This is a genomic window from Sphingomicrobium nitratireducens (assembly GCF_026157035.1).
In the GTDB taxonomy this organism is placed as follows: Bacteria; Pseudomonadota; Alphaproteobacteria; order Sphingomonadales; family Sphingomonadaceae; genus Sphingomicrobium; species Sphingomicrobium nitratireducens.
Genome location: NZ_JANJZA010000001.1, coordinates 1,120,415 through 1,133,658 on the forward strand (window position 1 = coordinate 1,120,415; position 13,244 = coordinate 1,133,658).

15 protein-coding genes are annotated in these 13,244 nt (G+C 66.2%); 10 read left to right on the forward strand and 5 right to left on the reverse strand.

Translation table 11 applies throughout. From position 1 onward, the window contains the following. Window position 1: 1 nt before the first annotated feature. From rimO to parE, 3 genes are read right to left on the reverse strand one after another with little or no spacing between them, the layout of a single operon-like run. The gene (rimO, locus tag NNY25_RS05775) at window positions 2–1,360 is read right to left on the reverse strand and encodes a 30S ribosomal protein S12 methylthiotransferase RimO (RefSeq protein ID WP_265570401.1); all 1,359 of its coding nucleotides are present in this window, start codon (window positions 1,358–1,360) and stop codon (window positions 2–4) included. Window positions 1,361–1,417: 57 nt separating this feature from the next. Then, the gene (locus NNY25_RS05780; RefSeq protein ID WP_265570402.1) at window positions 1,418–2,464 is read right to left on the reverse strand and encodes a potassium channel family protein; all 1,047 of its coding nucleotides are present in this window, start codon (window positions 2,462–2,464) and stop codon (window positions 1,418–1,420) included. 43 nt (window positions 2,465–2,507) lie between these two features. Further along, complete coding sequence (parE, locus tag NNY25_RS05785; protein WP_265570403.1) at window positions 2,508–4,490, reverse strand: DNA topoisomerase IV subunit B; 1,983 nt, start codon at window positions 4,488–4,490, stop codon at window positions 2,508–2,510. Window positions 4,491–4,636: 146 nt separating this feature from the next. Here parE and NNY25_RS05790 point away from each other — a divergent pair, with 146 nt between their 5' ends. Then, the gene (locus NNY25_RS05790; protein ID WP_265570404.1) at window positions 4,637–5,176 is read left to right on the forward strand and encodes a hypothetical protein; all 540 of its coding nucleotides are present in this window, start codon (window positions 4,637–4,639) and stop codon (window positions 5,174–5,176) included. Between the two features lie 48 nt (window positions 5,177–5,224). Here the strand turns inward: NNY25_RS05790 and NNY25_RS05795 are convergent, their stop codons facing one another. Then, the gene (locus NNY25_RS05795) at window positions 5,225–5,569 is read right to left on the reverse strand and encodes a hypothetical protein (protein WP_265570405.1); all 345 of its coding nucleotides are present in this window, start codon (window positions 5,567–5,569) and stop codon (window positions 5,225–5,227) included. Window positions 5,570–6,035: 466 nt separating this feature from the next. On the opposite strand from NNY25_RS05795, the gene NNY25_RS05800 reads away from it, so the two are divergent. After that, window positions 6,036–6,512 (forward strand): Hsp20 family protein, encoded by a 477-nt coding sequence (locus NNY25_RS05800; protein WP_265570406.1) that lies wholly within the window; start codon window positions 6,036–6,038, stop codon window positions 6,510–6,512. A gap of 68 nt (window positions 6,513–6,580) precedes the next feature. On the opposite strand, the gene NNY25_RS05805 is transcribed toward NNY25_RS05800, so the two are convergent. Further along, complete coding sequence (locus NNY25_RS05805) at window positions 6,581–7,282, reverse strand: GcrA family cell cycle regulator (protein WP_265570407.1); 702 nt, start codon at window positions 7,280–7,282, stop codon at window positions 6,581–6,583. Between the two features lie 54 nt (window positions 7,283–7,336). Here NNY25_RS05805 and NNY25_RS05810 point away from each other — a divergent pair, with 54 nt between their 5' ends. The 8 genes from NNY25_RS05810 to queE all read left to right on the forward strand — a co-directional run bounded on the left by NNY25_RS05810 (window position 7,337) and on the right by queE (window position 13,243). Next, entirely contained in the window at window positions 7,337–8,164 is an 828-nt protein-coding gene (locus NNY25_RS05810) for an ABC transporter permease (protein WP_265570408.1), read from the forward strand. 127 nt (window positions 8,165–8,291) lie between these two features. Further along, window positions 8,292–8,816, forward strand: coding sequence for a hypothetical protein (locus NNY25_RS05815; protein WP_265570409.1), 525 nt, complete (start codon window positions 8,292–8,294; stop codon window positions 8,814–8,816). A 193-nt stretch (window positions 8,817–9,009) separates the two neighbouring features. Then, complete coding sequence (locus NNY25_RS05820; protein ID WP_265570410.1) at window positions 9,010–10,194, forward strand: aspartate aminotransferase family protein; 1,185 nt, start codon at window positions 9,010–9,012, stop codon at window positions 10,192–10,194. Next, complete coding sequence (gene hslO, locus NNY25_RS05825) at window positions 10,194–11,108, forward strand: Hsp33 family molecular chaperone HslO (RefSeq protein ID WP_265570411.1); 915 nt, start codon at window positions 10,194–10,196, stop codon at window positions 11,106–11,108. Before NNY25_RS05820 ends, hslO begins: the two co-directional genes overlap by 1 nt. Window positions 11,109–11,184: 76 nt before the next feature. Further along, window positions 11,185–11,547, forward strand: coding sequence for a DUF3617 domain-containing protein (locus NNY25_RS05830; RefSeq protein ID WP_265570412.1), 363 nt, complete (start codon window positions 11,185–11,187; stop codon window positions 11,545–11,547). 33 nt (window positions 11,548–11,580) lie between these two features. Next, window positions 11,581–11,931, forward strand: coding sequence for a DUF3147 family protein (locus tag NNY25_RS05835; RefSeq protein ID WP_265570413.1), 351 nt, complete (start codon window positions 11,581–11,583; stop codon window positions 11,929–11,931). Then, window positions 11,928–12,614 (forward strand): 7-cyano-7-deazaguanine synthase QueC, encoded by a 687-nt coding sequence (gene queC, locus NNY25_RS05840; RefSeq protein WP_265570414.1) that lies wholly within the window; start codon window positions 11,928–11,930, stop codon window positions 12,612–12,614. Before NNY25_RS05835 ends, queC begins: the two co-directional genes overlap by 4 nt. Further along, complete coding sequence (gene queE, locus NNY25_RS05845) at window positions 12,614–13,243, forward strand: 7-carboxy-7-deazaguanine synthase (RefSeq protein ID WP_265570415.1); 630 nt, start codon at window positions 12,614–12,616, stop codon at window positions 13,241–13,243. The genes queC and queE overlap by 1 nt, the downstream gene beginning before the upstream one ends. The last annotated feature ends 1 nt before the right edge of the window (window position 13,244 follow it).

Below are 13,244 nucleotides of genomic sequence, written 5' to 3' on the forward strand. Positions count from 1 at the left end.
GCTAGCCTCCGACCGGCACCCCGAACAGGTCGTGCTCGTCGGCATCCTCGACGATCACGCGCGCGAAATCGCCGGCCTTGAGGTGGCGCGCGTCGCGCAGGTGCACCTCGCCGTCGATCTCGGGCGCATCGGCCTTGCTGCGACCCGTGGCGCCGCCCGTTTCCTCGTCGACGAGGTCGATGATGACGTCGATTTCCTTGCCGACCTTGGCCTCGAGCTTGGCCGCCGAGATCGCGGCGCAATGCGCCATGATCCGCTGGTAACGCTCTTCCTTCACTTCCTCGGGCACTGCGTCGGGCAGGGCGTTGGCCGCCGCGCCCTCGACGGGCTCGAAGCGGAACGCGCCGACGCGGTCGAGCTGCGCCTCGGTGAGCCAGTCGAGGAGGTACTGGAAATCCTTCTCGGTCTCGCCGGGGAAGCCAACCACGAAGCTCGAACGCACCGCGATGTCGGGGCAGATGGCGCGCCAGGTCTTGAGCCTCTCGAGCACCTTGGCCTCGTTGGCCGGCCGCTTCATCAGCTTGAGCACCTTCGGGCTCGCATGCTGGAAGGGAATGTCGAGATAGGGGGTCAGCTTGCCCTCGGCCATCAGCGGGATGACCTTGTCTACATAGGGGTAGGGGTACACGTAGTGCAGCCGCACCCACGGCTGCTCGCCGTCCGGCGTGCGCAGCTGCCCCAGCTTCTCGGCCAAGTCGACCATGTGCGCGCGCACCACGTCGCCGCCCTTGAGCGGATAGGTGGCATGCTTGAGGTCGAGCCCGTAGGCGCTGGTGTCCTGGCTGATGATCAGCAGCTCTTTCGTCCCCGCAGCGACCAGCTTTTCCGCTTCGCGCAGGATCGCGTCTGGGCGGCGGCTGACGAGGTCGCCGCGCAGCGAGGGGATGATGCAGAAGGCGCAGCGGTGGTTGCAGCCTTCGGAAATCTTCACATAGCTGTAGTGGCGCGGGGTCAGCTTGACGTCGGGCTGCGGCACCAGGTCGACGTAAGGGCTCAGAGACGGCGGCGCGGCGTCGTGCACCGCCTCGACGACCTGCTCGTACTGCTGCGCGCCGGTGATGGCGAGGACGTCGGGGAAGCGCGCGCGGATCAGCTCGGCCTCGTCGCCCATGCAGCCGGTGACGACCACGCGCCCGTTCTCGGCCATGGCTTCGCCGATCGCCTCGAGGCTCTCTTCCTTGGCGCTGTCGAGGAATCCGCACGTGTTGACCAGCACGACGTCGGCGCCGGCATAGTCGGGCGACATGTCGTAGCCGTCGGCGCGCAGCTTGGTCAGGATGCGTTCGCTATCCACCAGCGCCTTGGGACAGCCGAGCGAGACCATGCCCACGCGGGGCGGAGAAGGGATCTTGGTTGCCATGATTGGGCGCGCCTTTACGCGCACTTCAAGGCGAAATCTAGGCGTCTCGAGAGGGGCTTAGGGGACGGGGCAGGGCGGGAAGGCGACGCCCGGGATGATCTCGATGATGCGGTCCCCCGCCTCGAGCCTCTTCGAGCCTTCTTCCCAGAAGCCGATCGTCTTGCCGCCGCGCAGGATCCGCACGCCCAGCCCGATCGCGACCTCGTTCAGCGCCTTGCCAATCTCGAAATTCTCGATCTCGCGCTCGTGGAGGCGCACGCGTCCGGTCGCCGAGGCAAGGTCGGCGAGATAGTCGGCGATGCCCGCGCCGTGCGCCGAACCCGCGAGCAGGAGACCCGCGAAGCTCACCGGGTTGATCACCGTCGTGGCGCCCGCGGCGCGCGCGGGAAACTCGTTGTCCTCGGCGCGCACCGCCACGCTGATGGGCAGGTCGGGGCATAGGTGGCGCGCGGTCAGCGTGATGAGGATCGAGGTGTCGTCGCGCCCCGCCGAGACGATCATGGTCGAGGCGTTGCGGATGCGCACGGCCTCGAGCGTCTCGTCGCGAGTGGCGTCGGCTTGCATGATGATGCAGCCGAGCCGTTCGGCGTTGGACAGCGCCTCGCCATTCTGGTCGATGACGACGATCTTGCGCGGGTCGTAGCCGCGCGCGACCAGTTCGGCGACCGCCTCCGATCCCGACGTGCCGTATCCGGCGACGACGATATGGTCTTCAAGGGTACGTTGCAGTCGGCGCATGATCCACTTGTCCCAGCTTCTCTTGATCACGAACGAATAGGCAGTCCCGGCGAGGATCAGGATGAAGAAGATCCGGGCCGGCGTCACGACGAGCGCGTCGAACAGGCGCGCGCGCTCGGTCACGGGGACGATGTCTCCATAGCCCGTGGTGGTCGCCGAGATCATGGTGAAATAGATGACGTCGGCAAAGCTCATCGAGCCGTCGACATTGTCGCGGAAACTGTCGCGTTCGATCCAGTGGACGGCGATGATGACGCCGAGCAGAAGGATCAGAAGGACGAAGCGGATGGTGAGCTGCGCGCCCACCCCCAGCGTCGACTTCTGCTTGAGCAGCGCCAGTTGTGGCGGTCTGCGGCGCGTTTCCATGGCGGTACCCTTAGGCGGCTTTTCGCTCAGGTGAAACCCTCGGCTAGGCGTCGATGGCGTCCTCTTCCAGTCCGGCGGCGTTGGCCTGGATGAACTGGAAGCGATGCTCGGCATTCTTGCCCATCAGCTTCTCGACCAGCTCCTTGACGGGATGACGGTCCTGATACTGTTCGGGCAGCGTGATGCGGATGAGGCTGCGGCTCTCGGGGTCCATGGTGGTCTCCTTGAGCTGGTTGGGGTTCATCTCGCCGAGACCCTTGAAGCGGCTGACCTCGACCTTCTTGTTCTTGAAGAGGCTCGCCTCGAGTTCGGCGCGGTGGGCGTCGTCGCGCGCGTAGGCCGAGGTCGAGCCCGCGGTCAGGCGGTAGAGCGGCGGCTGCGCGAGGTAGAGATGCCCGCGCCGCACCAGCTCGGGCATTTCCTGGAAGAAGAACGTCATCAGCAGCGTCGCGATATGTGCGCCGTCGACGTCGGCGTCGGTCATGATGATGACCTTCTCGTAACGCAGCGCGTCTTCGGAGAATTGGTCGCGCATCCCGCAGCCCAGCGCGAGGCTGAGGTCGGCGATCTCCTGGTTGGCGTGGATCTTCTCGCGCGTGGCCGAAGCGACGTTCAGGATCTTGCCGCGGATCGGCAGGATCGCCTGGGTCTTGCGGTTGCGCGCCTGCTTGGCGCTGCCACCCGCCGAATCGCCTTCGACGATGAACAGTTCGGTGCCCTCGGCATCGTCGGACGAACAGTCGGTGAGCTTGCCGGGCAGGCGCAGCTTGCGCGCGCTGGTCGCGGTCTTGCGCTTCACCTCGCGTTCGGCGCGGCGCTTCATCCGCTCGTCCATCCGCTCGATGATCGCGCCCAGGAGCGCGCGGCCACGGTCCATGTTGTCGGCGAGATAATGGTCGAAATGGTCGCGCACCGCATTTTCCACGAAGCGCGTCGCCTCGCGGCTGGTCAGCCGGTCCTTGGTCTGGCTCTGGAAATGGGGGTTGCGGATGAAGACGCTCAGCATCGCCTCGATCCCGCCGAACACGTCGTCGGCGGTGATCTTGGACGCCTTCTTCTCCCCGATCAGGTCGCCGAACCCGCGCAGCCCCTTCGTCAGCGCGTTGCGCAGGCCCGCTTCATGGGTGCCGCCATCGGGGGTGGGAATGGTGTTGCAGTAATAGCTTTGCGCGCCTTCCGACCAGACCGGCCAGGCCACCGCCCATTCGACCTTGCCCTGGTCGTCCGGAAAGTCCTGCGAACCGGTGAAGGGCGGGTTGGTGATGCACTCGCGCCCCTCGAGTTGTTCGGCGAGATGGTCGGCCAAGCCGTTGTCGAACTTGAAGGTCGCGCTTTGCGGCACATCCTCGGAGGCGAGCGCGGGCGCGCACTTCCAGCGGATCTCGACGCCCGCGAACAGGTAGGCCTTGGAGCGCGCCAGCGTGTAGAGCCGCTTGGGGCTGAATGCGGCATCGTCGCCGAAAATCTCGGGATCGGGCGTGAAGGTGACACTGGTCCCGCGCCGGTTGGGCGCTGCGCCGACTTCTTCAAGCCTCCCCGTCGCGTGCCCGCGCGAGAAGGCCTGGCGGTAGAGTTTCTTGTCGCGCGCGACCTCGATCACCGTCTCGGTGGAGAGCGCGTTGACGACGGAAACGCCCACGCCGTGGAGGCCGCCCGAGGTGGCGTAGGCCTTGCCCTCGAACTTGCCGCCCGAGTGGAGCGTGGTGAGGATCACCTCGAGCGCCGACTTGTCCTTGAACTTGGGATGCGGGTCGACCGGGATGCCGCGCCCGTTGTCGGTCACGGTCAGGCGGTTGCCCTCTTCGAGCTCGATCTCGATCCGGCTGGCGTGGCCCGCGACCGCCTCGTCCATCGAATTGTCGATGACCTCGGCGGCAAGGTGATGGAGCGCGCGCGCGTCGGTTCCGCCGATATACATTCCCGGGCGGCGCCGGACGGGCTCGAGCCCCTCCAATACCTCGATCGCGGAGGCGTCGTATTCGGAGGAAGTGACGGAAGTTTTTGAATCGAAGAGATCGTCGGACATCGTGGCCAAGCTATAGGAGGCGCAAAGCGGCACTGCCAAGCGACAAAGCGGCGAGGGCGGTGTTCGGGCGGCCCGGTGTGGCCTTGAGGGCGCTGGAGGCGTATAAAGCCCCCAGTTGCGTCCCGTTCCACCGGAGGGGAAAGCCCATGAAAATTCGTCACGTCATGCTTGCGCTGGCCGCGCTGCCCGCAGCCGCCTATGCCACGCCCGATCCCGAAGAGCAGATGCAGAGCGCGCTGTCCGCCGGCCCCGCCGACGTCACCGCCGAAGCCACCGTGATCGGGCTCGACGGCACCGTGCTGCGCGAAGGGACCAACGGGTTCACCTGCATGCCCGAGAGCGCGATGATGGGCCCGATGTGCAATGACGCCACATGGATGGCGCTGCTCGGCGCGTTCATGAAGGGCGAGCCCTACGAGGGGTCGAGCTTCGGCATCTCCTACATGCTGGCGGGCGAGGGCGGTGCGCCCGGCGTCTCGAACATCGATCCGACGCAAACCGCGCCGACGCAAGACAATCAGTGGATCAAGGACGGGCCGCACCTGATGGTGATCTTGCCCGATCCGGCCGCCTATGAAGGCCTCTCGAGCGATCCCGCCGATCCCGTCTACGTGATGTGGAAGGACACGCCCTACGCGCACCTGATGGTTCGCATCGCGGCGGACGAAGCCGAGGTCGAGGACTAGGCAAAGCCCCCGGAAGACTACCGTCTCCCGGGAGCTTCGCATGGAGCCCTAGAAGCCCAGATCGTCGTAATGATATCCGGGCGAATTGGAATCGTTGCAGAACGAGGCGCCGGGCGCTCCGCCCCATTCGAAGTGGCTGCCGGGTCCGGGGCCACCCGGGGTGAGCGCGCCGCCATTCGCCTTGTTCGCGGCGCCGACTTCATGGCCCGGAGGCGGCCAGCCCATGCCGTCCCCCAGATCGAACCCGCCGAGCCCGGACACGTAGTCGCCCACGACATGGTTGCCGTGATTGGCGAGAGTACCGAATCCGGAACAGGTCGGCTCGTGTGCCGAAGCGGGACTGCCGAGCACGAGCGCCGAGACCGCAAGGCCGGCGATTGCCATTGTCTTCATCGTCCATCTCCCTTCAAAGGTTGATGGCGAGAAGCCTACCGGCAGGGGCCCGGGCGCTCCTGCCGGAAACGTGATGATTGCGTGATCGCGACGTGATTTGTCTCGTCGTGCGTGATGAACGCGTGACGAACCCGTCAGCGGACCCGCGGACCGCCGAACGGCAGCGGGGCTTGCATGCGATTTGCTATCTGGATGAGGGATAGGTCGCACCCGGTGCTGATCCTTTCCGATCCCCCAGCCGTTGCCGACTGACGACGTGAACACTCCCGTCTACGTAATGGGGAAGGACAAGCCCGTCGCGCACCTGGTGGTCCGTATCGAGGACGCGCCCACCCCTTGAACCGTCTTCACAGTGACCTAGATTCTGGTAGCCGGATGCCTTGCAGGGTCCGGCGACGGGTGGATCGACGTTTCACTCGCGAACGCGCTCCTCCCGCCAGGTTGCTCAACATAAGGAGGACTTATCATGCGTAGCGCATTCGATTTCTCGCCTTATCGTCGGTCGACCATCGGTTTCGACCGGCTCTTCGATCTTCTTGAAAACAGTGCCGGCGAGACGGGCGAGAATTTTCCGCCCTTCGATCTGGTGAAGATGCGCGACGATGAATATCGCATCGATCTCGCGCTTGCCGGTTTCCGGTCCGACGACATCGAGATCACCGCGCAACAGAATCAGCTGGTCGTCAAGGGCAGGAAGGCCAGCGAGGACGGACACGACTATATCCATCGCGGAATAGCCCTGAGGTCATTCGAACGACGCTTCGGGCTCGCCGATCACGTGCAGGTGACGGGAGCGGACATGGACAACGGTGTCCTGTCCATCTCGCTCAAGCGTGAAATCCCCGAAGCAATGAAGCCGCGGACGATCGAAATCGGAAGTGGCGCCTCGCAGGACGAGCCCAAGCGGATCGCAAGACGCCAGCGCGAACCCGAAGACGCCTAGGGATATTTCAGGCGCCCAAAGGAAAAGGCCTCGGAGCGATCCGAGGCCTTTTCCTTTGAACCGGTTGGTCAGCGGACCCGCGGGCCGCCGAACGGCAGCGGGGGCGGGGGCTTGCGGTCGCGGCGCGGGAGCTGGGCCTGGTAGGCGACCCCGCAATGCGCGACGCAGTAAGGAAAGCCCGGGTTGGCAGGCTCGCCGCAGAAGTGGAAGTCGGGCTCGCCCGGATGGCCCATCGGCCAGCGGCAGACGCGTTCGTTCAAGTCGAGCAGGCTGGTCTTGTGCGCCACGTCCTCGCTCGGCTTGGCCGGGATCAGGCGGCGCGGGGGTGCGGGCGGGATCGGCGCCTGCTGGTCCGAGGGACCCTGGCGGATGAAGCCGCCGGGGCCGACCGAGCGATACTGGACGTTCTCCGAACCCGGCTTGGCGGGCTTGGGTTGCGGCGCGGCGGCGGCGGATGCGGCGGGCTTGGCGGCGGCGGGCTGGGGTGCGGGCTCCTTGGGCGCGGGCTTGGGCTTGGGCGCGGCGGCCTTGGGCGCAGGCTTGGCCTTGGGCGCGGCCTTTTCCTTGGGTGCGGCCTTCTTCTTGGGCGCGGCCTTCTTCTTCTCGCCGGCCTTGACCGGTGACGGACGCGATTCGAGGCCCAGGCGGTGCGCCTTGCCGATCACGGCATTGCGGCTCACCCCGCCCAGTTCCTCGGCGATCTGGCTGGCGGTCGAGCCCTTGGCCCACATCTTCTTCAGCCGATCGATCCGTTCTTCGGTCCAGGACATTTATTTCTTTCTCCGCATTGTCTCGCGCGCCGGCAGCAGATAGTCGCTTGCCGCGTGAACGAGAAGACCCCTCGATGGATTAACACCCCACCCGGCGAGCCGATCCTCGGCGGCGTCAACTGGGGAGGCCTCAAGACCCTCTATATCAAGGAGGTGAGGCGGTTCTTCAAGGTGCAGATGCAAACTGTCTGGGCACCGGCGATCACCACGCTCCTCTATCTCGTCATCTTCACGGTCGCGCTCGGGCGCGGCGGGCGCGAGGTGATGGGGGTCGATTTCGCGACCTTCCTCGCCCCGGGCCTCATCGTCATGGGGATGATCCAGAATGCCTTCGCCAATGCGAGCTTCTCGCTGCTCGTCGGCAAGATCCAGGGAACGATCGTCGACTATCTGATGCCCCCGCTGTCGATCGGCGAACTGATCGCGGCAATGGTCGGCGCCTCAGTGACGCGCGCCTTCCTCGTCGGCTTCGCCGTGTGGCTGGTGATGTGGCTGGCGCCGGGCGTGTCGGTCCATGCGGCGCATCCGTTCGTCGCCCTGTGGTTCGGGCTGATGGGCTCGCTGCTCCTTTCGCTTTTCGGGCTGATGACCTCGATCTGGGCGGAGAAATTCGACCATGCCGCCGCGGTCACCAACTTCGTGGTCGCGCCGCTGGCGCTCCTGTCGGGCACCTTCTACTCGGTCGAGGCCCTGTCGCCGACCTTCCAGGCGCTGAGCCACGCCAACCCCTTCTTCTACGTCATCTCGGGCTTCCGGTACGGTTTCCTCGGGGTCGCCGATTCGCCGGTGATGGCCGGTGCGCTGGGCTTACTGGCGCTCAATCTCGTGCTGTTCGCGGGCGTCTGGGCGCTCCTCAAGAGCGGCTGGAAGATCAAAAACTGAAATCCCGTCAACGGCTTGGCTCGAATTTCCCCTGATGAACGCCGAATAACCAGCGCATTCAGGCTCTCCTCAAGGCGGCGGGCGCAGTCTTCAATTCATCGTTGAAGACCCCCCCAAGGAGAGACACATGCGTAAGTTCATCGTCCCCACCGCCGCCGCCATCGCTCTTTCGGGCATGCTGGCCGCCACCCCCGCCGCCGCGCGCGACTGGAACCACCAAGGCGACCGCTACGAGCGCGGTTACGAGCGCGGCTATGACCGCCAGGATTATCGCGGCGGACGCCACTTCGCCTACGGCAAGATCCGCGAGATGCAGGACCGCGTCGCGCAGATGCGCCGCGATATCCGCCACTTCGACCGCATCGACGCCATCTCGAAGCGCGAGGCGCGCCAGCTCGATCGCCAGGCCGAACGCCTCCAGCACCGGATCGGCCGGATGGGCTATAACGGCCTCAGCCGTGGCGAATACCGCAACGCCCGCCAGGGCATCCGCACCCTGCGCGCCGCGATCCAGCGCGAGCTGCACGACGGGCGCCGCTGGGGCAATTACGGTTACGGGTACCAGGGCTACGACCGCTACGACCGCGACGACGATCGCTGGGAGCGCGACGGCCGCTGGGACCGCGAGGAGTATCGCGGCGGCCGCTACTAGGGCCTGACACCAATACCTACTCCGGCGGACAACCCTCTGGCCCGCCGGCAGGAAGGGCGCCCGGTTCCCCCACCGGGCGCCCTTTTCCTTTGACGCCGCCCTGCGGCCCCGCGATATAGGCGGCGGCGAGGAGGCGGCCCCTTCACAACGGTCCGCCGCGCCCCATATCCCGGACCCGAAGGAGACTGATTTTATGTCGATCACGCCGCTCATGCCTGTCTATCCGCGCTGCGATACCAGGCCGGTCGAAGGCGACGGGGTCTATCTCATCGGCGAGAACGGCAAGCGCTATCTCGACTTTGCGAGCGGGATCGCGGTCAACCTCCTGGGCCACAGCCACGACGGGCTGATCAAGGCGATCCAGGAACAGGCCGCCAAGCTGATGCACGTCTCCAACCTCTACGGCAGCCCGCAGGGCGAAGCGCTCGCCCAGCGGCTCGTCGATCTGACCTTTGCCGACACGGTCTTCTTCACCAACTCGGGCGCCGAAAGCGTCGAGTGCGCGATCAAGACCGCGCGCCGCTACCATCATGTCGGCGGCAACCCGCACAAGAAGGATATCATCACCTTCAACAACGCCTTCCACGGGCGCACCATGGCGACCATCTCGGCCGCCAACAGCCCCAAGATGCATGACGGGTTCGAGCCGCTGCTGCCCGGCTTCAAATATTGTGAGTTCAACGATGCCGACGCGGCTGCCGCACTGATTGACGACAATACGGCCGGTTTCCTTGTCGAGCCGGTCCAGGGCGAGGGCGGCATCCGTCCCGCTACGCAGGAATTCATGACTCGCCTCGAGGGGCTGGCGGCCGAGAATGACCTGATGCTCGTCCTCGACGAGGTCCAGTGCGGCATGGGCCGCACCGGCACCATCTTCGCCCACGAGCAGTACGGCATCGAGCCCGACATCGTCGCCTCGGCCAAGGGTATCGGCGGCGGCTTCCCGCTCGGCGCCTGTCTCGCCACCGAAAAGGCGGCGCGCGGCATGGTCATCGGTACGCACGGCTCGACCTACGGCGGCAACCCGCTCGCCATGGCGGCGGGCGAGGCGGTGCTCGACGCGATCACCGCGCCGGGCTTCCTCGATCACGTCACCGCGATGGGCGAGCGTCTGCGCACGAGCCTCGAGCAGATGATCGGAAACCACCCCGACAAGTTCGAGAGCGTGCGCGGCATGGGTCTCATGCTCGGCGTCAAGATGAAGCCGGAATTCGAAAGCCGGGCCTTCGTCAACTGGATGCGCGAGGGCGTCGGCCTGCTCGCGGTCGCCGCCGGCGACAACGTGATGCGCGTCCTGCCGCCGCTCGTCATCGAGGAAGAGCATATCCAGGAGTTCGTCCAGAAGCTGTCGAAGGCGGCTGACGAATTCGAGGGCTGATGAGCGAGACGGCCGGGACGAACATGACGCTCGACGTCACGATCCGCGCGATGATCGCATCGCGCGGCGCGCGCGGGCGGCTGGTGCGTCTCGGCCCGGTCCTCGACCAGATCCTCGCCAACCACGGCTACCCCCCGGTCCTCGAGAAACTGCTCGCCGAGGCGCTGGCGCTGACTGCGCTTTTGGGCTCGCTGCTCAAGGATCCCAACGGCCAGCTGACGATGCAGGCGCAGACGGAAAGCGGGATCGTCGACCTTCTCGTGTGCGACTACAAGGCGGGCGAGTTGCGCGGCTACATTCGCCACGATCCGGTTCGGCTGGCCGAAGCGCCGGCCGACCCGACGCTCTTTTCGCTGTTCGGCAAGGGATATCTGGCGATCACGTTCGACCAGCCGGCCAGCGACGAGCGCTACCAGGGCGTCGTGCCGCTCGAGGGCGAGAGCCTCGCGCAGGCGGCCGAGAGCTTCTTCGCGCAGTCGGAACAGATCCCGTCGGTCGTGCGGCTCGCGACCGAGAAGACGGAGACGGGCTGGATCGCGGGCGGGATCATGTTCCAGCACCTGCCCGAGGGCGAGGAAGGGCGCGACCGGCTCCACACCAAGCTCGACCACCCGGACTGGCCGCACGTCGCGATCCTCGCCGGTTCGGTCAAGGACTCCGAACTGGCCGATCCCGCCCTTCCGCTCGACAACCTCTTGTGGCGCCTGTTCCACGAGGAAGACGAGGTGCGCACCTTCGAACCGGTGGCACTGGTCAAGGGATGCCGTTGCAACGCCGACTATATCGCGTCGGTCATCTCGCGCTTTCCCGAAAGCGAGCGCGCCGAGATGGTCGGCGACGACGGCATGATCCGCGTCGATTGCGCTTTTTGCGCGACCAGCTTCCCGATCGCGCCCGACCACGTCGCCAAGTGATTTAACGCGCGTTAACATGAATTCCGCTATGCTGCGCACGATGAACTTCGCCTTGCCCCTTGTTTCCTGCCTGTTTTTGGCGGGAATCGTAGCGTCCGACGCCGATGCGCGTGTCGGGCCCGAATCGCTGCGCGGGGCGGAGCCGGGGCTGTGGGTTCTCACCGAACCGGGCGCGCGCGAGGCTCATCGCCAGCTTTGCGTCACCGATCCCGCGATGCTCGCGCGGACCGAACATTGGCGCCGCCAGTGCGAGATGACGACGGTATCGGATGGCCCGTCTGGCGCGACGATCCACTATAGCTGCACCGGCGGCGGGTTCGGCCAGTCGCACCTAAAGATGGTGACGCCGCGCGCGATGCGGATCGAGACGCAGGGCATCGATCGCGGCCTGCCCTTCCACCGTGTGCTCCACGCCCGCCGCATCGGCAACTGCCGCTAGCAACGGTCGCCTTGCCCCGCTAAGGCGCGGCGCATGTTGTCCTTTTTCGCCAAGGCCGCGTTCGCCGGCATCGTCACCGCGCTGGTCGTGGTCGTCGCCAAGCGCTGGCCCAGCTGGGGCGGGCTGGTCGCCGCGCTGCCGCTGACCTCGATTCTCGCGATGAGCCTGCTCTACGCCGAGACGGGCGACAGCGAGCGGGTCGCTGCGCTGTCGACCTCGGTGCTCGCCTTCATCATCCCCTCGCTGCCGATGTTCATCGCCATTCCCGTCATGCTGCGCAACGGGGTGACCTTCTGGCTGGCGATGACCATCGCGGTCGTGGGCACGCTGGTACTTTACGGGCTGAGTTTCTTCATGCTCTCGCGGATGGGGTTCAAGGTATGAGCCGCAAGGCCGTCATCCTTCTGTCGGGCGGGCTGGATTCGATGGTCTGCGCCGCGCTCGCGCGCGAGCAGGGCTTCGAAGTGCTCGCGCTCACCATCGACTATCACCAGCGCCACCGCGTCGAGCTGGAGGCCGCCAAGCGCGTCGCCGCACGGCTTGCCGATCGGCACATCATCCTGCCGCTCGACCTGTCGGCCTTCGGGGGCAGCGCGCTCACCGACGATATCGACGTGCCCAAGGACGGGGTGGGAGAAGGGATTCCCGTCACCTACGTGCCCGCGCGCAACACGGTGTTCCTGAGCCTCGCGCTCGCCTGGGCCGAGGCAGCCGGGGCGCACGACCTGTTCGTGGGAGTCAACGCGCTCGATTATTCGGGCTATCCGGACTGCCGCCCCGCCTTCGTCGAAGCGTTCGAGGCGCTCGCCAACCGCGCTACCAAGGCGGGGGTCGAAGGCGACGGCTTCACCGTCCACGCGCCGCTCCTCCACATGACCAAGGCCGACATCGCGCGCGAGGCAGCGCGGCTCGGGCTCGACCCGTCGATCAGCCACAGCTGCTACGACCCGCTGCCCGACGGCGGCGCGTGCGGGCGCTGCGATGCCTGCCGCCTGCGCCACAAGGGGTTCGTCGAGGCGGGGCTCGCCGACAGCACGCGCTATGGCGAAGGCGTGGAGCCGGCCTGATGGCGTACGCGGTCAAGGAAATCTTCCTGACCCTCCAGGGCGAAGGGATGCAGGCGGGCAGCCGCGCGGTGTTCCTGCGCTTTGCGGGCTGCAACCTGTGGACCGGGCGCGAGGAGGATCGATTCAAGGCGGTCTGCCAGTTCTGCGACACCGAGTTCGTTGGCATCGACGGGGTCAATGGCGGCAAGTTCGCCGAGGCCACCGCGCTCTCCGCGCGGGTCGCCGATCTATGGGGCGAGGGGCGGCAGGGCCGCCTCGTCGTGATCACCGGGGGCGAGCCGCTGCTCCAGCTCGATACGCCGCTGATCGACGCGCTCCACGCCGAGGGGTTCCGCATCGCGGTCGAAAGCAACGGAACGATTTCGGCGCCCGAGGACATCGACTGGCTGTGCGTCAGCCCCAAATATGGAAGCGAGCTGGTGCAGACCTCGGGCGACGAACTGAAGCTCGTCTGGCCGCAGCCGTTCGACCTTGACGAGCTCGAGGCGCTCGATTTCGACCACTTCTTGCTTCAGCCGATGGACGGCGAAGAGATCGAGAAAAATACCGAGGCCGCGATCCAGCTGGTGATGGACCGTCCGCGCTGGAGGCTCAGCCTCCAGACGCACAAGATTTTGGGATTGGCCTGAC

What these genes read in the sequence shown, in the direction of transcription:
- NNY25_RS05780 (WP_265570402.1), bottom strand. Translation starts at nt 2,464, where the DNA reads ATGGAAACGCGCCGCAGACCGCCACAACTGGCGCTGCTCAAGCAGAAG.
- NNY25_RS05790 (WP_265570404.1), top strand. Translation starts at nt 4,637, where the DNA reads ATGAAAATTCGTCACGTCATGCTTGCGCTGGCCGCGCTGCCCGCAGCC.
- hslO (WP_265570411.1), top strand. Translation starts at nt 10,194, where the DNA reads ATGAGCGAGACGGCCGGGACGAACATGACGCTCGACGTCACGATCCGC.
- queE (WP_265570415.1), top strand. Translation starts at nt 12,614, where the DNA reads ATGGCGTACGCGGTCAAGGAAATCTTCCTGACCCTCCAGGGCGAAGGG.
- queC (WP_265570414.1), top strand. Translation starts at nt 11,928, where the DNA reads ATGAGCCGCAAGGCCGTCATCCTTCTGTCGGGCGGGCTGGATTCGATG.
- parE (WP_265570403.1), bottom strand. Translation starts at nt 4,490, where the DNA reads ATGTCCGACGATCTCTTCGATTCAAAAACTTCCGTCACTTCCTCCGAA.
- NNY25_RS05820 (WP_265570410.1), top strand. Translation starts at nt 9,010, where the DNA reads ATGTCGATCACGCCGCTCATGCCTGTCTATCCGCGCTGCGATACCAGG.
- rimO (WP_265570401.1), bottom strand. Translation starts at nt 1,360, where the DNA reads ATGGCAACCAAGATCCCTTCTCCGCCCCGCGTGGGCATGGTCTCGCTC.
- NNY25_RS05815 (WP_265570409.1), top strand. Translation starts at nt 8,292, where the DNA reads ATGCGTAAGTTCATCGTCCCCACCGCCGCCGCCATCGCTCTTTCGGGC.
- NNY25_RS05795 (WP_265570405.1), bottom strand. Translation starts at nt 5,569, where the DNA reads ATGAAGACAATGGCAATCGCCGGCCTTGCGGTCTCGGCGCTCGTGCTC.
- NNY25_RS05800 (WP_265570406.1), top strand. Translation starts at nt 6,036, where the DNA reads ATGCGTAGCGCATTCGATTTCTCGCCTTATCGTCGGTCGACCATCGGT.
- NNY25_RS05835 (WP_265570413.1), top strand. Translation starts at nt 11,581, where the DNA reads ATGTTGTCCTTTTTCGCCAAGGCCGCGTTCGCCGGCATCGTCACCGCG.
- NNY25_RS05805 (WP_265570407.1), bottom strand. Translation starts at nt 7,282, where the DNA reads ATGTCCTGGACCGAAGAACGGATCGATCGGCTGAAGAAGATGTGGGCC.